General features: G+C 41.8%; 17 protein-coding genes and 2 pseudogenes. 14 read left to right on the top strand and 5 right to left on the bottom strand.

Annotated elements, in window-relative coordinates; all coding sequences use genetic code 11:
- Nucleotides 1-65: 65 nt before the first annotated feature.
- Nucleotides 66-1,490, bottom strand: coding sequence for a type I glutamate--ammonia ligase (gene glnA / locus HWQ58_RS30425; RefSeq protein WP_292871310.1), 1,425 nt, complete (start codon nucleotides 1,488-1,490; stop codon nucleotides 66-68).
- Between the two features lie 357 nt (nucleotides 1,491-1,847).
- Here glnA and apcB point away from each other — a divergent pair, with 357 nt between their 5' ends.
- The 5 genes and pseudogenes from apcB (at nucleotide 1,848) to HWQ58_RS30400 (ending at nucleotide 4,469) form a co-directional block, all read left to right on the top strand.
- Nucleotides 1,848-2,357 carry an allophycocyanin subunit beta gene (apcB, locus tag HWQ58_RS30420; protein WP_292871308.1) on the top strand — a complete coding sequence of 170 codons (510 nt, stop codon included), beginning with the start codon at nucleotides 1,848-1,850 and terminating at the stop codon, nucleotides 2,355-2,357.
- Between the two features lie 243 nt (nucleotides 2,358-2,600).
- Nucleotides 2,601-2,786: an element excision factor XisI family protein gene (locus HWQ58_RS30415; protein WP_292871306.1), complete on the top strand. Its 186-nt coding sequence runs from the start codon at nucleotides 2,601-2,603 to the stop codon at nucleotides 2,784-2,786.
- Nucleotides 2,787-2,872: 86 nt separating this feature from the next.
- Nucleotides 2,873-3,079, top strand: coding sequence for an element excision factor XisI family protein (locus tag HWQ58_RS30410; RefSeq protein WP_292871304.1), 207 nt, complete (start codon nucleotides 2,873-2,875; stop codon nucleotides 3,077-3,079).
- A gap of 136 nt (nucleotides 3,080-3,215) precedes the next feature.
- A pseudogene (locus HWQ58_RS30405) lies at nucleotides 3,216-3,650 on the top strand (DUF29 family protein).
- Nucleotides 3,651-4,469 (top strand): TlyA family RNA methyltransferase, encoded by an 819-nt coding sequence (locus HWQ58_RS30400; RefSeq protein ID WP_292871302.1) that lies wholly within the window; start codon nucleotides 3,651-3,653, stop codon nucleotides 4,467-4,469. It abuts the pseudogene before it with no gap.
- On the opposite strand, the gene HWQ58_RS30395 is transcribed toward HWQ58_RS30400, so the two are convergent.
- Nucleotides 4,466-4,726 (bottom strand): Calvin cycle protein CP12, encoded by a 261-nt coding sequence (locus tag HWQ58_RS30395; RefSeq protein ID WP_292871300.1) that lies wholly within the window; start codon nucleotides 4,724-4,726, stop codon nucleotides 4,466-4,468. The genes HWQ58_RS30400 and HWQ58_RS30395 overlap by 4 nt on opposite strands.
- 774 nt (nucleotides 4,727-5,500) lie before the next feature.
- On the opposite strand from HWQ58_RS30395, the gene HWQ58_RS30390 reads away from it, so the two are divergent.
- Nucleotides 5,501-6,721: a PEP-CTERM sorting domain-containing protein gene (locus tag HWQ58_RS30390; protein WP_292871298.1), complete on the top strand. Its 1,221-nt coding sequence runs from the start codon at nucleotides 5,501-5,503 to the stop codon at nucleotides 6,719-6,721.
- A 113-nt stretch (nucleotides 6,722-6,834) separates the two neighbouring features.
- On the opposite strand, the gene HWQ58_RS30385 is transcribed toward HWQ58_RS30390, so the two are convergent.
- Nucleotides 6,835-8,235, bottom strand: a complete 1,401-nt coding sequence (locus HWQ58_RS30385) for a GTP-binding protein (RefSeq protein WP_292871296.1) — start codon at nucleotides 8,233-8,235, stop codon at nucleotides 6,835-6,837.
- An 875-nt stretch (nucleotides 8,236-9,110) separates the two neighbouring features.
- On the opposite strand from HWQ58_RS30385, the gene HWQ58_RS30380 reads away from it, so the two are divergent.
- From HWQ58_RS30380 to HWQ58_RS30355, 6 genes are all read left to right on the top strand, one after another.
- Nucleotides 9,111-11,747, top strand: a complete 2,637-nt coding sequence (locus tag HWQ58_RS30380; RefSeq protein WP_292871294.1) for an EAL domain-containing protein — start codon at nucleotides 9,111-9,113, stop codon at nucleotides 11,745-11,747.
- 365 nt (nucleotides 11,748-12,112) lie between these two features.
- A complete protein-coding gene (locus tag HWQ58_RS30375; protein ID WP_292871292.1) occupies nucleotides 12,113-13,033 on the top strand; it encodes a histone deacetylase in 921 nt (306 codons plus the stop codon).
- A gap of 567 nt (nucleotides 13,034-13,600) precedes the next feature.
- Entirely contained in the window at nucleotides 13,601-13,738 is a 138-nt protein-coding gene (locus HWQ58_RS30370) for a hypothetical protein (protein ID WP_190240853.1), read from the top strand.
- A gap of 176 nt (nucleotides 13,739-13,914) precedes the next feature.
- On the top strand, nucleotides 13,915-14,361 hold the full coding sequence (locus HWQ58_RS30365; RefSeq protein ID WP_292871290.1) for a tellurite resistance TerB family protein: 447 nt from the start codon (nucleotides 13,915-13,917) through the stop codon (nucleotides 14,359-14,361).
- A 148-nt stretch (nucleotides 14,362-14,509) separates the two neighbouring features.
- Nucleotides 14,510-15,865, top strand: coding sequence for a UDP-N-acetylmuramoyl-tripeptide--D-alanyl-D-alanine ligase (gene murF, locus HWQ58_RS30360; RefSeq protein ID WP_292871288.1), 1,356 nt, complete (start codon nucleotides 14,510-14,512; stop codon nucleotides 15,863-15,865).
- On the top strand, nucleotides 15,862-16,407 hold the full coding sequence (locus HWQ58_RS30355) for a GNAT family protein (protein WP_292871286.1): 546 nt from the start codon (nucleotides 15,862-15,864) through the stop codon (nucleotides 16,405-16,407). Before murF ends, HWQ58_RS30355 begins: the two co-directional genes overlap by 4 nt.
- 40 nt (nucleotides 16,408-16,447) lie before the next feature.
- Here HWQ58_RS30355 and HWQ58_RS30350 read toward each other — a convergent pair whose 3' ends face one another.
- Together HWQ58_RS30350 and HWQ58_RS30345 are read right to left on the bottom strand one after the other, a co-directional pair.
- Nucleotides 16,448-16,777, bottom strand: a complete 330-nt coding sequence (locus HWQ58_RS30350) for a hypothetical protein (RefSeq protein WP_292871284.1) — start codon at nucleotides 16,775-16,777, stop codon at nucleotides 16,448-16,450.
- Between the two features lie 205 nt (nucleotides 16,778-16,982).
- Nucleotides 16,983-17,384, bottom strand: coding sequence for a fasciclin domain-containing protein (locus HWQ58_RS30345; protein ID WP_292871282.1), 402 nt, complete (start codon nucleotides 17,382-17,384; stop codon nucleotides 16,983-16,985).
- A gap of 168 nt (nucleotides 17,385-17,552) precedes the next feature.
- On the opposite strand from HWQ58_RS30345, the pseudogene HWQ58_RS30340 reads away from it, so the two are divergent.
- Together HWQ58_RS30340 and HWQ58_RS30335 are read left to right on the top strand one after the other, a co-directional pair.
- Nucleotides 17,553-17,907 (top strand): annotated as a pseudogene (locus HWQ58_RS30340) (2-dehydropantoate 2-reductase N-terminal domain-containing protein); the annotation flags it as partial.
- Nucleotides 17,908-17,944: 37 nt separating this feature from the next.
- The gene (locus tag HWQ58_RS30335) at nucleotides 17,945-18,310 is read left to right on the top strand and encodes a DOPA 4,5-dioxygenase family protein (protein ID WP_292871280.1); all 366 of its coding nucleotides are present in this window, start codon (nucleotides 17,945-17,947) and stop codon (nucleotides 18,308-18,310) included.
- Nucleotides 18,311-18,892 lie beyond the last annotated feature (582 nt).

Below are 18,892 nucleotides of genomic sequence, written 5' to 3'. Positions count from 1 at the left end.
AAAAAAGCCACCCTCTACTTTAGGGTGGCAAAGCTTATTACTTTTTAGTTAAATACGACTCTTCATTAAGCATCGTAGTAGAGGTAAAATTCGTAGGGATGAGGACGCAGCTGCAACTGTTTGACTTCGTTACCTAGCTTATAGTCAATCCAATTTTCGATAAAGTCTTCCGTGAAGACGCCTGATTCTGTCAAAAAGGCGTGATCTTTTTCCAGTGCTTGCAACGCCAGTTCTAAAGAACCTGGAGTTGAAGGAACCTTTGCCAGTTCTTCTGGAGAGAGTTCATAGATATTCTTATCTAAGGGTTCACCAGGATGGATTTTGTTCTTGATGCCATCGATACCAGCACAAAGCATTGCAGCAAATGCCAAATAGGGGTTAGATGTAGCATCTGGACAACGGAATTCTAAACGTTTGGCTTTGGGGTTAGTGCCAGATAGAGGAATACGGATAGAAGCAGAACGGTTCCCCTGAGAGTAAGCCAAGTTAACAGGAGCTTCATAACCGGGTACTAGGCGCTTGTATGAGTTGGTGCTAGGGTTAGTGATTGCCAACAGGGCTGGTGCGTGTTTGAGAAGACCACCAATGTAGTACAACCCCATATCGCTCAAACCAGCATACTTATCACCTGCAAACAGGGGTTGGCCGTCTCTCCAAATGGATTGGTGACAGTGCATTCCCGAACCGTTATCGCCAAAAATCGGTTTTGGCATGAAGGTGACGGTTTTACCGTATTTCTTAGCAACATTTTTGATGACATATTTATAAATCATCAACCAGTCAGCCGCTTCGATCAACTTCCCAAACTTGAAACCAAGTTCGCACTGACCACCAGTAGCAACTTCGTGGTGATGCTTTTCAATTGGTACGCCTAATTGTGCCATTGTCAACAGCATCTCTGTACGGATATCTTGGAAAGAATCCGTCGGTGAAACTGGGAAGTAACCTTCTTTAAAGCGTGGTTTATAACCTAAGTTGGGTTTTTCATCTGTACCAGCTTTACCGGAATTCCAAGCACCTTCTTGTGAGTCTATAAAGTAGTAGCCTTCGTTAGCAGTTTGTGCAAACCTAGCACTGTCAAAGATAAAGAACTCAGCTTCAGGGCCAAAAAAGGCTGTATCACCAATGCCAGTGGAAACCAGGTAATCTATTGCTTTTTGGGCAATAACGCGTGGGCAACGATTGTACCATTCACCCGTGCGGGGTTCTTTAATACTACAAATTATACTTAGCGTTGGGACTTCCATGAATGGGTCGATCCAAGCAGTGTTGGGGTCGAGTACCATCGTCATGTCCGATTCGTTGATCGCTTTCCAACCCCGGATGCTGGAACCGTCAAAAGGTACGCCATCAGTGAATGCAGTCTCATCGATTTGGTTTTGGTACAGTGTGAGGTGCTGCCAAGTCCCTACTGTATCGATGAATTTGAGATCGATCAGCTGAATTTTTTGGTCTTGGATTAATTTCAAGACTTCTTGCGGTGTTGTCATTGTTACTCCTTCTCTACCAATTTCCTAAAGTAAACCAGAATCTTCCAAAGCATCTTAACCCTGGTGATCTCAATCAGGCCGTGACACACCAGAAATATCTTAAATACTAGACATTAGGGGATTTTGTAGCTTATGTTACAGATATCTCGATTATCAGGTTATATTAACCTTTCGGCGATCATCTGTACAAAACTGGAAAGTTCATCATATAGGGGTCAACTTTGGCATAGAATCCATAGATAGTGGATAAATTGTTTTTGTGCCGAATCTATTTTTAATAGCACAAAACTTTACTGGTGCATAAGTGCAGCCAAATAAATATCAAACCATAAATAGCAATGATTGGGAGAAGAAGGAATGCGCGATGCAGTAACAAGTTTAATTAAGAATTATGACCTAGCTGGTCGGTATTTTGACCGGAATGCGATCGATAGCCTGAAGTCTTACTTTGATAGTGGTACAGCAAGAGTACAAGCGGCGGCGGCAATAAATTCTAATGCGGCTGTACTTGTCAAGCAGGCTGGTTTACAGTTATTTGAAGAACTGCCAGAATTGATTCGCCCCGGTGGAAATGCTTATACGACTCGTCGTTATGCAGCTTGTCTGCGAGATATGGAGTACTATCTGCGTTATGCCACCTATGCGCTGGTTGCTGGAAACACAAATGTATTGGATGAACGAGTGCTGCAAGGACTGCGGGAAACTTACAATTCTCTAGGAGTGCCTATTGGGCCTACGGTTCGCGGTATCCAAATTCTCAAGGATTTGATTAAGGAACAAGTGACAGCAGCAGGTGTGATTAATACTGGTTTTGTAGATGAACCATTCGATCACATCACACGTGAGTTGAGCGAGATAGATATTTAGATTTTAGGTGGGCAAGGTGTCTGCCCCGACATAAATTTAAATAGCGATCGCACTTTGGTTTTATGGAGCGATCGCTTTTTTGTGAACTCTAGACGTTGAGAAGGGCTTTATTCAAGCTTTTACCCGCAAAGTTCCCAAGCGGGTTTACGAAGGTATATTTTCCGAACGCTTTGGTCAGCTAATTCTTAATAGTATAGGAATAAACCTAATTGTCTTTGACGAGCAACTAGAAAGGATTATCAGATGGATAAGCTAGCTCGGTATCGTGAAATTATTCGTCAGTTGATATTTGACTATGCTAGTCACAAGCCTGCTAACGGTCAAATAGAGACAGAAGCAGTCATAGACTCGGAGCGAGACCACTACGAAGTGTTACACATTGGCTGGGATGGAGTGCGCCGCGTACATGGTTCGGTGGTACATATATAGGACTTACGCACACTCTACGAATTCTTGGCGTTCTTGGCACGGCAGTTGCTTCAAGTCGGCAGAGCCGCCCAACGCACTGCCTCGTCTTGGCGGTTCGACAAATTAAGCTTTTGGGCGATTTTTGCGTAAGTCCTAATATAGATATTATTAATGATAAAGTGTGGATTCAATATGATGGTACTTCCCAGCCAGTAGCAGAGGCATTATTAGAAGCGGGTATTTTGCACAAAGATATTGTCTTGGGTTTCCATCCTGCTGAACTACGGCAATACACGGATTTTGCTGTATCTTAATTATTTTGATGTCGTGTATTCCAAAAGAATAATACATTTAAGTAGCGATCGCTAGATTAAACGCATTAGCTTATGTTATCTGAACCAGAACCGTCATCAGCCACAATAGAAGTTGCCGATGTTTGAGGCACTGATTATGGAAGAATTATTAACCCTGAAAGACTTACTTATTAAGGGCGATGTTCAAGGAGCATTGATTATACTTGAAGAATTAGAGGAAATGAGCCGAAATGACATAATCAAAACGATTCGTAGCTATGCAGTAATTTTATTGTTGCATCTGATTAAACAACAACCTGAAAATCGCACGACTCGCTCTTGGGAAGTCTCAATTCGGAATTCAGTTCGCGAAATTCAGCGGGAAAATAAGCGACGCAAAGCTGGGGACTATTATCTCACGCCAGAATAATTGTTAGAAATCTTAGCAGAAGCCTATTTAAATGCCATTGATGAGGCTTCTCTAAAAGTAGAAGAAGGTCATTATGAAGCCCAAGAATTAGAAAAGCTGGTTAACCAAGAAGAAATTATTAATCGTGCTTTGGTTTTAATCTTACCAGGAGAGTCTAGTTAATTGGCTAAACAGCGACTCGACACACTATTAGTAGAGCTAAATTTATGTTCTTCTCGCGCCTTAGCACAACGGTTAATTCAGGCGGGAGAAGTTACTGTTAATCAGCAGTTAGTTGATAAACCTGGTACTGAAGTTGATATTACAGCTCGAATAAATATTAAAGAGCGATCGCCTTTTGTTTCTAGAGGCGGTGAAAAACTCTCCAAAGCTTTGTCAGTATTTGCCATTCCTGTAGCCGAGCGCATTTGTTTAGATGGTGGGATTTCTACTGGTGGTTTTACTGATTGTCTTTTGCAAGCTGGAGCAAAACAAGTTTACGGTATTGATGTCGGTTACGGACAAGTGGACTGGCGGTTGCGAAACGATCCACGGGTGATTTTGCGGGAACGCACCAATTTACGACAACTAGGACCAGATGAGTTATATGGCGACAATGACGCGATTCCTGATTTGGCGGTAGTTGATGTATCGTTTATTTCTTTAACTAAGATTCTGCCTGCTTTATGGCAACTAACTCAAGCAAACCGAGAAGTTGTGTTATTAGTCAAGCCACAGTTTGAAGTTGGCAGATCCCGTGTGGGTAAAAAAGGTGTTGTACGCGATCCAAACGACCAAGCTGATGCCATTTTCCAGGTGTTGCAAGCCGCCCACAAATTAGGGTGGAAATACAAAGGCTTAACTTGGTCGCCGATCACTGGCCCTGCTGGGAATATCGAATATCTGTTGTGGTTGGCAATGGAAAGTGAAACACCACCACTTGATTTAGAAGCAATTAAGCAAATAACGCAATCAGCGACAACTGATTTACGGAAGAGTTAAACGTCGTAGATTAGACACTCTACGGAATCTGGATGGCGATCGCAGTAGTTTTCCAAAGAGGTTTTCTTTGATTTTGCTTGCTGTTTATGAGCTTTCTCAGCTTGCAATTCTTCTACAATGTCCCAAGCTACGGCACAACCAGCAGAATTACTGCCATCTAGATCGCAAGTTGTCCGGGCTTCAGTAATGGCGTTAGTAATGGCTTCTTCAATATTTGCCGCTCCAGCAGTTTCAAATGAGTTTAAGGTAGTTGTCATGATACTTTCACCTTTGTTTACAGAGATAGATATTAACTATGAGCTTTCAATGACCTCAGTCAGCTCACATTTCCAGTTTAGATAGGCTTCCCACAAGAGGTAGTGGTAAACACCGCCATCTTTTTCGCAAAAGTGAGTGGGAATTACCCTCTTGTCATCTTTGATTTAAAAAGGTAAGGGAATTCTACTAGTTGCGATCGCTAGTAGAGATGGTCATGTTCTCAATCTTGCATCCCAAATTGAGAATGTCAGTCAATTGTCAGAAGAGCTTGATAGAAGTTGATAAACACTTATAAACGGTAACAAAGGCGAAACAATTTTTATTTATTCTCAACACTCGTGTCTCTAGTAACTCAAAACTCCCTAAAGAACTACTCATCTGTACAACTAACTACCCAATTTATCGTAAATTAAAGGGTTTAAGACCCCTACATCTACATGTAGCGCGGAGTCGGAGCTACTCCGCCTCCGATCCATTTCAGTCGGGGTTTAAATGGAACGTAGTTGCCACAACGCTCTTAAAGAGCGCATCGCCCTTGGCGTCTCCCCGCAGGAGTTGGCACTTCTCAACTCTTAGAGACGCACTCGCGTTCGTCTGAAATGTCTAAAATGTTTGAATGCGTGAATGCGTGAATTGTTAACAGCTTGTACTGTCTCCAAGCAGCTACCCTTACACAAGTACCAATACGAGTATTCCTGAAACACAGTATATTTTTTGATCGTTTAAGTAGAGCAAATACTGATAAAATATAAAGGTAAAGTTTTAATAACAATATGTTGAAGTATACTCTGGGCGCTACAGGTATCGGGCTGATCGCCTTAATCATCGGAGAAGTTACAATTCCCCAGCAGGCTGCTGCTGGATCTTTATACTCTATTACCGATCTTGGTTCCTTAAACCCTACTGCTACTGGCTTTGATGCTTTTAGTGCAGCATACGGCATTAACAATGCTGGTCAAGTGGTTGGTAACTCAATTCTTCCTAGTACTGATATTTTTCGCTCTAACGCCTTTCGCACGGCTCCTAACAGTGCAATTAATTCAGCAACTGACGACTTAGGCACTTTAGGTGGTAACTCAAGCACTGGCTACGCAATCAATGATTTTGGTCAAGTAGTCGGTGAGTCAAAGAAGTCTGTATATGGAAGTGATTATGCTTTTCTCTGGAGTGATGCTACTGGAATGCAAAATCTCGGAACCCTTGGGGGAGAATCCAGTGTCGCTAATGCTATCAATAACTTAGGACAGGTCGTTGGCTCGGCAGAAACCAAGGAAGGAGAATTCCACGCCTTTTTCTACAGTGGGAGTGGAGAATTACAAGACCTGACCACCCTTGGGGGATTAAGCTCTGCAAATGATATTAACGACTCAGGACAAATAGTTGGCTCTAAACAAACTCAGTCAGGACAAAATCACCCTTTCCTCTACACTAGGAGTGGAGCATTACAAGACTTAGGCACACTTGGGGGTGAAAAAGGTGTAGCTTCTGCTATCAATAACTTAGGACAGGTCGTTGGTAGCGCAGACACTGGAGCAACTTTTGAACCAAACGATCCAAAAGAATGCCCTTGTAATGTTAGCCACGCCTTTCTCTACAGTGGGAGTGGAACACTGCAAGACTTAGGCACACTTGGGGGGACAAACAGCGACGCTACTGATATTAATGATTTTGGGCAGATAGTTGGTAATGCAGACTCTCCCTTCTTCTATAGTGACGGGAAAATGAGCAATTTAAACAACCTCATTCCTGCTAATTCTGGTTGGGTTCTGGGAAGCGCAGATGGGATCAACAACTCTGGACAAATTGTCGGTACTGGTACTATTCAAGACCCTGAACGTAATTACCCTGTTCATGCTTTTCTTTTGACACCTGTTTTGAAACCTACTTCTGTTCCAGAACCCTCAATCATATTGGGTTCATTGACGGCTAGTGCTTTTGGTATATTCTTGGGCAAAAAATCTAAGCAGCAAGGCAAAGCTAAAGGCATAATCTAGGCGCACAATTTCGGCTAGTTTATAACTGCCGTGTCAGCGAGCTTGATATGGTAGTTTTTACTTCCTGGTTAATTTAAGTCAACAGAAACTTTTCGGAACACAACTCAAAAATCTTAATACTTTATACCTAACTCTTGTCGCAGACGATACATAATTGTGTTTTGGTCAACTTGAGAGAGAATCTCTTGAATGACACTGCTAGCGCCCAATTGTCCCCAAGTGCAGCCTTTTTCGAGATAGACTTGGGCAGCTTTGCCAACGGAATATGCGCCATATCCGGCGATACCAGCTTGAGCGATCGCACTGCCAGCAAAAGCAGTAATATTGCTGGGATTGTCACCACTAGTTATTGCAGCCGTACTTTTACCTAAACCCAAAAGAAAACTACTACCTAATTCTCCAAGTAGCAAGCCACCAGAACTAAATAAAATCGTTTTTAAAATTTTCCCGGCTTCATAGCTAGTCATCGGCAAACCATACAATCTAGCGAGAGCACGAATTAAAGCTAAATCAGCAACAGTTCCGCCAAGGATATCTAAGAAGGCGATGGGATTGAGCATTACTGCCAAAGCTTTGTATTTGGTAAATTGCCAAATAATTTCTTCAGCTTCCTTTTCGCGTAAATCGATAGTTTTTTGAGCGATCGCGGCTTCTGCATCCCGTGCTTGGATCAGTGCATTTAAAGCCAGAAGCGATCGCCCTTCCCGATTAAGAATATTCAGAATTGTCTCTTTGAGTTCGTCTACTTGCGGTGGTGGTGTTTCCCATTCATAACTGACACGCCCATCAGGCCACTCAACCCGCACTTCCATTGCTGCTGGTTCCGCCGCTACCATCACAATTTCATCCGGGAGTAGAAGCTTTGCTTGGGGAGCCACTGCGGTCTTGGGGTTTCCCCAAGTGGAGCACGTGGCGTGATTTCCAGCACCGAGTTGTTGCAAATTTTGGTAAATCACTCCGCGATCGGTATCTGGGTATAGATCTATCTTGTTAAACACTAAAATTAGGGGTTTTTGCGATCGCCTTAATTCTAGCAGTGCTTGATACTCAGTACGCGTGATATCACCAGACACGACAAACAAAATCAAATCTGCCTGATGTACTACTTCTCGTGCCATATCTGCCCGTGACTCACCCGCAATTTCGTCTAATCCGGGAGTATCAATTAACTCTACTAGTACCTTCCCACCGGGCTGCCATCGCACGGAACGCGGCCATTGGGTGACACCATTTAGGGGCCCAGTTTGCAGAATTTTGTCTCCCAGTAAGGCATTTAAAACTGCTGACTTTCCTCGACTCACCAAACCAAAGACAGCTATTCTAATGATGTTTGAATCTAGCTTGTTGAGTGTGGCATTCAAAGCTTCCAATTCTGGTTTTACCAAACCTACCAATTCTGGGTTAGATGAAAGCTGTCCTGACTTGCGAAGATATCCATACCAAGAAAGCGCTTGTCTGAGACTGGCGCGGGCACGATTTAAGTGAGTTTCTTGCAGATTACGATAAACCGACATAATATCAACACTTCAGCCTTCACTCTCTCTAAAATGCTCATCCAATGCTCAAAACACTTATTTTCAGCATTTAATCGTAAACAATAGGTATCAATTCATACTCATCAACCATGCTTAACCAATGCTTACTTTCTTAACCCCATTATCAGGGGAAGGAAAAGTTAAACATACCTCTCTATTATCCCTAAGTTGTTGGACTAATACTCAATATATAAGACATAAAAAGTCCCTAACTTTATGAGGTTGGAGATTAGGTATTTTATAAATTTTAAGTAAAGATGTGACTAATGAATAACTAGTTCCTAAAGAGAGAGGCTAACGCCAACATCTATACTTAGCTCGGAGACGGATTGGCTCCGACTTTGTTCAGTTTTAGTCAGGGTTGAAATTCCCTCATGTAACTCTCTTCTCTACAAGAGGCTGTGCCCTAAGCGTAGCTATGCCGCAGGCTTTACGTGACGCTACGCCTAGCTTGCTTGCCTGTAAGGGTATAATTTTGAAATTTTAATTTTGAATTGTTAGTCTGGGTATCCTAAGAAAGACAAGGTTAGATGATGTAGACAAAGTAACAAAGTTTATAACTTATGTATGAATATAAAAAACAACAGAATTTCTATTAAAAAAACTGATTTAACAATTAGCCAACTCATTCCATAAAAAGAAGAGTGCTTGCGGTCAATCATGAAGGTAAAGGCTGGTCTACACTTTTAGACCAATTTTGCGATGCCTGCGGCGGGCTACGCCTACGCAAATGATTGAGAACTTTTATGAAGCAAATTTTACCATAAGTGCAGCCTAAAATTCTGGACTTATAGGAGCAGTCTTTTTTAGACTAAGACATAAATATTAATTGTATGAGAAATTGAGGAACAGCCATGCGAGGAAATGAGCGGGAAAAAATACGCCATCTGTTGGTCATCCAAGACCTGGAAGGGCGGCGAACTGTCCCCTTACGAGAGACTACTTATTCTCTGGGGCGGCATCCTGCAAACACTATTGTCTTGGCTTCCCGGTCAGTATCAATGCAACATGCAATTTTATTGCGAGTAACTGTTCCAGAAACTGACCAATACGGCTTCCAGATTATTGATGGCAACTATAAGGGTAAAGGAAGTACTAATGGCTTATTTGTAAATGGTAATAAATGCTTTTCTCATAATCTTAGGCATGGAGATATTATTGCTTTTGGCAGTAATAAAGCTCAGGCTAAATATTATGCTATTTCCAACATTTCAGAACAAGCATTTTCTGAATCTTTTGATGTTGAAGACTTATCTGGTTTCTTATCAGAGCAAGCCAGTCCTGCCAATCCTTTTCAAACCTTAGCTATCGATCCCAGCTTTGAAGCAGCTAGTGAGTCTGCTCTAGCTCGCCTAGCATCGTTTCCTGAACTCATTCCCAATCCAATTATTGAGATGGATTTCGAGGGAAGAATTACTTATCTCAATCCAGCCGCAGCTATCAAGTTTCCCAATCTTAGGGAAATTGGAACAGAACACCCAATCTTAACGGGACTCTTGATTGGAGTTAACAATCTAGAAAAAAATTCTTTTGTGCGGGAGGTGGAAGTAGGTACAGAAGTTTTTGAACAATCCGTTCTCTATCTTCCTGAAAGTGATTTAATTAGAAGTTTTATTATTAGGGATATTACAGAGCAAAAGCAAGCTACAACCGAACTACGGCAGCGCGATCGCTTGTTACAAGCAGTTGCAGAAGCTGCCAATTATTTGCTAGGAGAAATGAATTACGAAACTGGTATCGATCGAGCTCTAGCTGTACTAGGCGAAGCTGCCAAGGCAGATCGTGCCTATCTCTTTGAGAACCATCTCCATCCTGTTACAGAAGAAATGGCAGTCAGCCTACGGTTTGAATGGACACAATCTTGTATTGAATCTACCCGTAACCATTGGCAGAATCAGCCTTATCAAACTTCTGGATTAGCCCGTTGGTACACAGTTCTCTCTAGCGGCAAATCGATTAGCGGAATCACCCAAAAATTTCCTGTCGCCGAACAAGAATTCCTGATTCGAGATGGCATTCAATCTCTTCTCTTAGTGCCTCTTCGCTTGGATAATGATTTCTGGGGGTATCTTGGCTTGGCAGACTGTACCTTTGAGCGTCATTGGTCAAAGCACGAAGAATCTACTCTTTTGACGATGGCCGCTAGTATCATTGGTGCGCGGCAGCGTCAACAAGTAGAAGAAAAGATTCGCTATCAAGCCCTCCATGACTTGCTGACAGGGTTGCCCAATCGTCTACTATTTAATGAGCTGCTCAGTAAAACTCTGCCCAACGCCACTCGAAATGACGAAAGTTTAGCTGTGATCTTTCTCGATCTGGATAGCTTCAAGGTCATTAATGATACTCTGGGGCACACTCTGGGAGACCAATTGTTACAAAGTGTCTCTCAAAGATTAAAAGACTCACTCAGAGGCGGAGATACTGTAGCCCGTTGGGGAGGCGATGAATTTACGATTTTACTCCCACGAGTCAATGATATTGAAGAGGTAACTTTGGTGGCGCAGAGAATCTTACAAGCCTTTGAAGATGCTTTTCATCTCCAAGGGCATGAACTTTATGTGACTGCCAGCCTCGGTATTGCCTTACTTGATAACAACAGCCCTGACGCCGAAACACTAATCCAGCACGCAGATGCCGCTTTGTACTATGCCAAAGACAAAGGGCGGAATAACTACCAATTCTATAGTGTTTCCCTAAGTGCTAAAAATCCTGAACTTCTGACTTTAGAAAAGAGCTTGCGCTATGCCCTAGAACGCAATGAATTTACGCTGTACTATCAGCCTCGTGTGAACATTGCCACAGGAGAAATTACTAGTATGGAGGCTCTGTTGCGTTGGCAGCACCCAGAGATGGGATTGGTCGCCCCCAGTGTATTCATTCCCCTGGTCGAAGAAAGTGGATTAATTGTCCCCATCGGCGAATGGACTCTACAGACGGCCTGTAGCCAAAATAAAGCATGGCAAGATGCTGGATTGCCACCAATTATGATCGCTGTCAATCTTTCTCTGAAGCAGTTCCGCCAACCCAAATTGGTAGAGACTATAGCCAAGGTTTTAGAACAAACAGGTCTAGAGCCGCGCTTTTTAGAACTAGAAATTATGGAAACCACAGCGATTAAGGACTTGGATTTTACCACAAGGGTGTTAGAGGAGCTACAGCAGATGGGTGTTTACATCTCCATTGATGACTTTGGTACAGGTCATTCCTCGCTTTCGCGCCTACAACTTTTGCCACTCCACAATCTGAAAATAGATAAATCTTTTATTCAATATTTGACGCAGGATGCCAAAGTAGCTCATATTATCCAGGCGATAGTTACCTTGGGACACAGCTTGGGATTAAAGTTAACAGCCGAAGGGGTAGAGAAGGAAGAGGAATTGGAATTCTTGAAATCTATCAACTGCGAGGAGGTACAAGGCTTTTTATTCTACCGCCCACTTTCTGAACACAAAGCAACAGAAGTTCTCAAAAGTAAACGACCAACGATCTAAGTAACTGGGTGGGAAAATTTATCGTTGAGAGAAGCCAGGAGGTAGGAGGGAAGAGGGTTTTAGCCTAGTTAACTTTTATTCACATAGTTTGGTTTTATTGCACCAAGTTACTTAGCGCTCTTCCATCACTCTCACCAGAGCATAAAACAATAATCCTTACTACACAAGACTTTCAGGCAAAAGAGATGATTTTAGCCATAATGTTAGAAAATAAAGCTCCAAACCCAGTTCCTGTCCTTTGTTTAAAAGTTGCCTAAAATTTTTCTTTGACCAGAGTGATGGAAGAGCGTTAGTACAGTAAAAACTGTTTGTACCCGTGAGGATACAATAAAATTCATTGTCCTGCTGCCGACCTTTTTCGTCCTATGCTGCCAGTCATTTATTCCGACGAATTTTTAGATCACAAGACTGGAAAATACCATCCCGAAAAACCAGAACGTTTAAGTGCGATCGCAAATGCCCTAAAAGCAGCTACATTCGCAGATAAAATTACCTGGAGATCGCCCACACCAGCATCAGAACAGCTATCACTGATGTCTTCGTTGGTTAGAGCACATAGCCCAGCCTACATCAAAAAACTGTGGCAAATCGCTTCTAATGGCGGCGGCCCTTTGGATGGAGATACGCCAATTTCCCCGCGCAGTTATGATGTGGCATTGTTGGCAGTCAGTGCATGGTTAGATGGAGTTGAGGTTGTGTTACGGTTGGCTAATCCAGCTTTTGTACTAGCGCGTCCTCCAGGACACCATGCTGAAAGTGATGCAGGGATGGGCTTTTGTCTATTTTCTAATGCCGCGATCGCTGCTTTATTTGCTCTACAACAACCTGGAATTAACCGCGTCGCCATCCTCGATTGGGATGTGCATCACGGTAATGGTACTCAGGCGATCATTGAAACAGAAGCACGCATCGCCTATTGTTCCCTACATCAGTATCCATGCTATCCCGGTACGGGAAGATCGACAGAACGCGGCTTTCACAATAATGTATTAAATTTACCAGTACGCCCTGGTAGTGATATTGCCATATATCAGCCACTATTTGAAAAACAAGTCGTACCGTTTTTAGTTAACTTTCAAGCGGATTTACTGATTGTGAGTGCTGGTTATGATGGCAATGCCGCAGATCCTTTGGCAAGTATTAATTTGCAGCCAGAAGACTACGCTTTATTTACTGATTATTGTCTAGGAGTAACTCGTAAAATTCTGTTTGGCTTAGAAGGTGGTTACGATTTTGATTCTCTTTCTCAATCAGTTGTAGCGACAATTGAACGCTGTTTATTTTAGGCATCTCTTTTTTGGCCTTGCAGAGAAAGCGTGATAATTTGGGGACTTCTAAAATTCCCCCTCTGCTTCAAGAGCTTCAACAGCTTGTCCCAATTTATTCCACTGTTCTGCAACACCCTTTTTTTAAGTGAAACCTCAGAATTCCTAATTGAATAACTTTCGTATATGCACTGAGATGTAGTAATCCTATTTAATTTGTAGCTCAGATTCCTAATCTCTTTGAGAAACTGGAAATCTTCTTCTATATTTACAATATAGTTTGCAAAAATAGGCAATTTGTAGATGTTTATTCTCAGAATTATTTGTGAGTTAGTTGACATATTTAACAACTATCTTTACGTAAATTTAGGGTGATACAACTTGCGAACTAAACTAAAACTAAGTAATTTCTTTTACAAAGGCTTTCTAAAATTCATCAAATCTTCAGAAATAAAAAGTTTGAATGCTGTTCTGAAAGAGCTAAAGTTTTGTTAAGATGCAATTGCTAGCAATTTCTTAACGAAATTCACCTATCAGGGTGTGGAGAAATAAAAAGCACTAGCAACACAAAGTTCAAAAGGTGAAGCAATGACCACCTATATTTTTTTCGATGAAGCTTTACGAATGCTGACCAACGCCTATTTGATATCAGTAGTACTGTTAATGGCAGCTTCTGGTATAGGTTTGGCGGTAATTGAGACAATAGAAAAGACAGGAGAACGCTAAGTTTATAGATGGCAATGTAGTTCCTGCCAAAAACCATTGGATATAAGTGTTCGCCGTGAATAAATCCTGGGAACACTAAAGGATGAAAGTCTCAAGTATCACAGTCTTTCCTGTAAATCTACCAAACATACAGGTAACTGTGACACTATTGGGACTCTAACCAAGGAGCTACTACAATGGGTCTATTTGACGCTGTGTTGGGCAGAGAAAGCCAAGCCCAAGCAGCACTCAGTCCAGCGGAAGCTTTTGCTGTCATTATATTGACGGCAACTGCTTCAGACGGTTATCTTTCTGTTGAGCAAGAAAATTCTATCATTTCTGTGCTATCTCGGATGAAACTTTTTAAAAGTTATTCCAATGAAGTAATGAACAGGCTGTTTGAAAAAATTTTGGGCATTCTCCAAGGTGATGACTTTAATGCTTTGTTTAATGCAGCAAAAGATTCTTTATCTCAAGATTTGCGGGAAACAGCCTTTGCAGTAGCCACCGATTTTGTCCTAGCTGAAGGTATTATACCTGAAGAAGAAAAATACTTCTTAATTGATTTATATCAAGCTTTAGGGGTTTCGAGTGAGATAGCAATACAAATTGTGCAAGTAATCTTGATTAAAAATCGTGCATAGGGCGATTGAACATAACTTGTTATGCCCATTGTCCTTTACTTGATTAAACTGTATAAGTAGCTTATAAATAAAGCGTGGCACGGAAGTTAAACTTCTTTGCCACTATTTTTTGCTTTTATGATTTTGAACTTTAAATTATAAATTGTTTATGCTTTGTTCTGTCACCCTAACCCAACTGGCTGAAGTTATTTTAGCCCACTCTGTAAACTTATCTGAAACTGCTTTAACACAAGTAACTAGCGGTATCCAAACAGATAGCCGTACCTTGAAGCCAGGTGAAATATTTGTCGCTTTCCGAGGCGATAAGTTTGATGGACATGAATTCGTGCCAACTGCGATCGCAAAGGGGGCAATAGCTGCAATCGTAGATTTTGAATACAAAAATCCGGGATTTCCTGTATTACAGGTAAAAGACACCCTCAAGGCATATCAAAAACTTGGTCGATGGTGGCGCGATCGCTTTAATATTCCTGTAATTGGTGTAACAGGTTCGGTGGGTAAAACTACAACCAAAGAATTGATCGCCGCAGTTTTAGGAACAAAGGGACGAGTTCACAAAACTTATGGAAATTACAACAACGAAATCGGTGTTCCGAAAACTCTCCTAGAACTTGGCGTCGAAAATGACTATGCTGTGATTGAAATGGCAATGCGGGGTAGGGGACAAATTGCCGAACTGACGCAAATAGCGCGGCCAACAATTGGAGTGATTACCAATGTGGGGACGGCACATATTGAGTTACTAGGTTCTGAAGAAGCGATCTCTGAAGCAAAATGTGAGTTGTTAGCGGAAATGCCTGCTGATAGTGTGGCAATTCTCAACCACGACAATCCTTTATTAATGGCCACAGCAGCAAAAGTTTGGCACGGAAAAGTTTTGACTTACGGCTTTTCTGGTGGGGATATTCAAGGGCAGTTAATTGATAACGAGACTGTGGAAGTCGCAGGAATCCAACTACCTCTACCTTTACCTGGTCGTCATAATGCCACTAATTTCTTGGCAGCTTTAGCGGTGGCAAAGGTGTTGGGGATCGATTGGGCATCCTTAAAAGCAGGTGTAATGGTGGATATGCCCACAGGGCGATCGCAGCGATTTACCTTACCCAATGATGTGGTAATCTTAGATGAGACTTATAATGCTGCACCCGAAGCTATGATTGCAGCGTTGCAATTATTGGCAGACACACCCGGAAAGCGAAAAATTGCCGTATTGGGTGCAATGAAAGAATTGGGAGAGCGATCGCAACAGTTGCACCAGCGAGTGGGAGAAACGGTGCAAAAGTTGAATTTAGATGGCTTGTTGGTTTTGGTAGATGGACAAGATGCCGAAGCGATCGCTCTTAGTGCCGAGGGTATCCCATCGGAGTGCTTTGCAACTCATGCCGAGTTGGTGGCTAGGTTGAAAACATTTGTGCAAGCAGGCGATCGTTTATTATTCAAAGCCGCCCATTCCGTGGGACTAGATTGGGTAGTCAATCAGTTACGTGCAGAATTTCCCAAATGATACCACTAGAAACCGAACGTCTTATACTGCGAGACTTTGTAGAATCAGATTGGCAAGAGGTTCATCAATATGCTAGCGATCCTAAAGTTGTGCGTTATTTAACCTTTGGCCCCAATAGTGAAGAAGATACCAAAAACTTTTTGCAAACAGAGATTTCATTACAATGGGAAGAACCTCGTCAGCATTTTGCCTTGGCAGTAACTTTAAAACCCCGAAAGCAATTGATTGGTATCTGTCGCATATCCGTTCAGGATGCTGGTAACAAAACAGGCTCTATTGGATACTGTTTAACTCAGGAATTTTGGGGACAAGGATATGCAACTGAAGCTGTAAAAGCAGTTGTATCCTTTGGTTTTCAGCAGTTAGACTTACATCGCATCTTTGCCACTTGCCATCCAGAAAACATTGCCTCTGCACGAGTTATGCAAAAAATTGGAATGCAGCAGGAAGGGTATTTGCGAGAACACCATTGGATTAAGGGAGAATGGCGAGACTCTTGGTTATATGCCATCCTTGAGCATGAATGGATAGGCGTCAAATGATCATTTTCGGAAAATATCACCTATAGACGCCCGATAGACTTCAGTTGGAAAGACTAGGACTGTTACTGTAGCGTCTTTGAAAAATAATTGCTGCAAAATTAGTCACCAAACAAGTGATTGCTAGCCACAGCAAAATATAAGTAGGAGCCATCACTACGCCAATCATGAACCAAGTATATACGTGCAATATCATTACAGAAGCGAAAAAGCTAGCGATTCCAGCAGATTGCCACACTTGATGCGATGGACGACGTAACGCTACCAGGCTCATCGTTAAAATTGTGACAAGCAAGTTCGCTGGTACGAGAAATGCACAAATACTTATGCAGTTGCCACGAGAGAACTCAACTAAGGTGTTTAAATCGAGCATTAATTTGTTGGGATAGATGTTAGCGTTTTAAGAATTTAATTTATTGTATTTTAAAATAACGAAATCAACATTAATATATGAGTGAGTAATCACATTGCAAATATAACATAAATTAAACTATTGAGTTGCGTTTTAATACTACCAATAGTTAGTTAATTATAAAATTTTTGGATAACTAGGGTGGAAAACACCCACCCCAGCCGAATTAACCCGGTAAAATTACCGTATCGATAACGTGTACCACACCATTATCAGCTTCGATGTCTGCTGCTAAAACTGTGGCATTTTTAACTTCAAAACCATCAGAAGAATCAATTTTAATCGGTGAACCTTCTACAGAATTAACCGTACCGAGTTGTGCTAAATCAGCTTGTAGCAGCTTTCCGGGAACGACATGATACTTTAAAATTCGCGTTAGCTGGGGAATATTCTGTAACAGAGTTTGGATAGTTCCCGCTGGTAATTTGGCAAAAGCATCGTCATTTGGTGCAAAGACAGTGAACGGGCCAGGACTTTTTAATGTTTCTACTAAACCAGCAGCCTGTACAGCTGCCACCAGTGTTTTAAACGACTCAGCCGTAACTGCAATATCAACAATATCAGCCATATATCTTACCTAAATCTCTGCAAAAGATTTTAAAGGATAATAAACCTATTTTAAGTTTTATTAAACAAAATAAATTTAAAATCAGGCGGTGAATAAACTACACCTAGACGCATACTCCCGTCAGACATCACCTTCTGATGTTTCTAGGAAAATTCCGTTATAGAAAAAATGTCTGATCGCACGTATTCCATTCTGGGAGCTGAAGCATTAGGTGGATTCTATGGCGCTAGACTGCAAAAAGCTGGGTTGGATGTCCACTTTTTGCTCAAGATGTGATTATGAACAGGTAAAGAAATATGGTTTAGTGGTAGAGTCCAAAGACGGTGACTTTAACCTTCCCGAAGTCCACGCCTACAACGACGTAGAAAAGATGCCACAATGCGATTATGAAGTAGAGGCGGGGGCGAAAAGTTATGGGCGGATTATCAGCGATCGCTTCATTCAAACAATGCTCGATTATACTGTCAAAATGACACCTTACCGCCCCAGGATGAAAATTGACTACGACGAAAGAAAAAGTCTGCTACCCAAAATTAGAGTTGAGAGCGAAAAGTGGATTTATGAAAGAAGAGACTATCGAGATAACTGGTTTTCATGCTCATGTTTACTTCGATCCTGAGAGTCGGGATGTAGCTGCGCGTGTACGCGAAGGATTAGGCGCTAGGTTTGACGTGCAACTCGGACGCTGGTTTGACAAGCCCATCGGCCCTCACCCAAAAGCAATGTATCAAGTTGCTTTCTTACCGAATCAGTTTGATAAAGTCGTTCCCTGGTTAATGCTCAATCGTGACGGATTGGATATCCTCGTCCACCCTGAGACAGGCGATGCTGTGACAGACCACGCAGTTCATTCGCTATGGTTAGGAGAAAAGCTAGATTTGAATATTGAGTTTCTTCGACAGCTGAGTCCGACTTTATCCAATTAAGAAAAGTAAACGTGGCAAGATCCAAGCGGCACAATAGTCAAAACTAATCTTCTGAGAAATCTAATCGATCAAAAAGAAGTTGCTACTCAGTTCCCCCTTGATCAGAGGATAATTGTATCAGGAGAGCAAAGTAGAAAAGTTAGAACTACGCTAGCTACCAACATCACAAAATGGAGAGATTTTTACAACGTTAAAAATGAAATTAAATTTGCAAGTTTTCGAGCGCCAGGATTTTACGATCAAAATAAGCCTTGGGGAAATCAATACTGGAGAATAGGCAAATTTGATAAAGCCATTTTAAGGAACATTAAACCGATTGGCTTTGAACAAAATTTACAGGAAATTGAGCTAGGATTCACAGAGCGTTATCGCGCATCCTCCCCTTGGTAAGAAGAGGGTTGGGGAGGGGTGTATCTCATGTATTTGCAAAAACCTGTAACAAGCCAGGAGCAGACTATGATGTACCTTACTTCTACTATTATCTAGTAAGAGAAGGAGAATCGTGTAGATAATTGGTCTTTAAAGATGCGATAAACGGGATTTTGTTGCTCATTCTGAACTGTATTGAACTCTATAATTGAA

The sequence above is a fragment of the Nostoc sp. LPT genome, assembly GCF_017115165.1.
GTDB lineage: Bacteria > Cyanobacteriota > Cyanobacteriia > Cyanobacteriales > Nostocaceae > Nostoc.
Note: the sequence above shows the minus strand (reverse complement) of the source record. Positions and strands in the feature narration are given on the sequence as shown.

What these genes read in the sequence shown, in the direction of transcription:
- HWQ58_RS30375 (WP_292871292.1), top strand. Translation starts at nt 12,113, where the DNA reads ATGCTGCCAGTCATTTATTCCGACGAATTTTTAGATCACAAGACTGGA.
- HWQ58_RS30385 (WP_292871296.1), bottom strand. Translation starts at nt 8,235, where the DNA reads ATGTCGGTTTATCGTAATCTGCAAGAAACTCACTTAAATCGTGCCCGC.
- HWQ58_RS30345 (WP_292871282.1), bottom strand. Translation starts at nt 17,384, where the DNA reads ATGGCTGATATTGTTGATATTGCAGTTACGGCTGAGTCGTTTAAAACA.
- HWQ58_RS30350 (WP_292871284.1), bottom strand. Translation starts at nt 16,777, where the DNA reads ATGCTCGATTTAAACACCTTAGTTGAGTTCTCTCGTGGCAACTGCATA.
- HWQ58_RS30395 (WP_292871300.1), bottom strand. Translation starts at nt 4,726, where the DNA reads ATGACAACTACCTTAAACTCATTTGAAACTGCTGGAGCGGCAAATATT.
- glnA (WP_292871310.1), bottom strand. Translation starts at nt 1,490, where the DNA reads ATGACAACACCGCAAGAAGTCTTGAAATTAATCCAAGACCAAAAAATT.
- HWQ58_RS30370 (WP_190240853.1), top strand. Translation starts at nt 13,601, where the DNA reads ATGACCACCTATATTTTTTTCGATGAAGCTTTACGAATGCTGACCAAC.
- apcB (WP_292871308.1), top strand. Translation starts at nt 1,848, where the DNA reads ATGCGCGATGCAGTAACAAGTTTAATTAAGAATTATGACCTAGCTGGT.
- HWQ58_RS30335 (WP_292871280.1), top strand. Translation starts at nt 17,945, where the DNA reads ATGAAAGAAGAGACTATCGAGATAACTGGTTTTCATGCTCATGTTTAC.
- HWQ58_RS30355 (WP_292871286.1), top strand. Translation starts at nt 15,862, where the DNA reads ATGATACCACTAGAAACCGAACGTCTTATACTGCGAGACTTTGTAGAA.
- HWQ58_RS30380 (WP_292871294.1), top strand. Translation starts at nt 9,111, where the DNA reads ATGCGAGGAAATGAGCGGGAAAAAATACGCCATCTGTTGGTCATCCAA.
- HWQ58_RS30390 (WP_292871298.1), top strand. Translation starts at nt 5,501, where the DNA reads ATGTTGAAGTATACTCTGGGCGCTACAGGTATCGGGCTGATCGCCTTA.
- HWQ58_RS30365 (WP_292871290.1), top strand. Translation starts at nt 13,915, where the DNA reads ATGGGTCTATTTGACGCTGTGTTGGGCAGAGAAAGCCAAGCCCAAGCA.
- murF (WP_292871288.1), top strand. Translation starts at nt 14,510, where the DNA reads ATGCTTTGTTCTGTCACCCTAACCCAACTGGCTGAAGTTATTTTAGCC.
- HWQ58_RS30415 (WP_292871306.1), top strand. Translation starts at nt 2,601, where the DNA reads ATGGATAAGCTAGCTCGGTATCGTGAAATTATTCGTCAGTTGATATTT.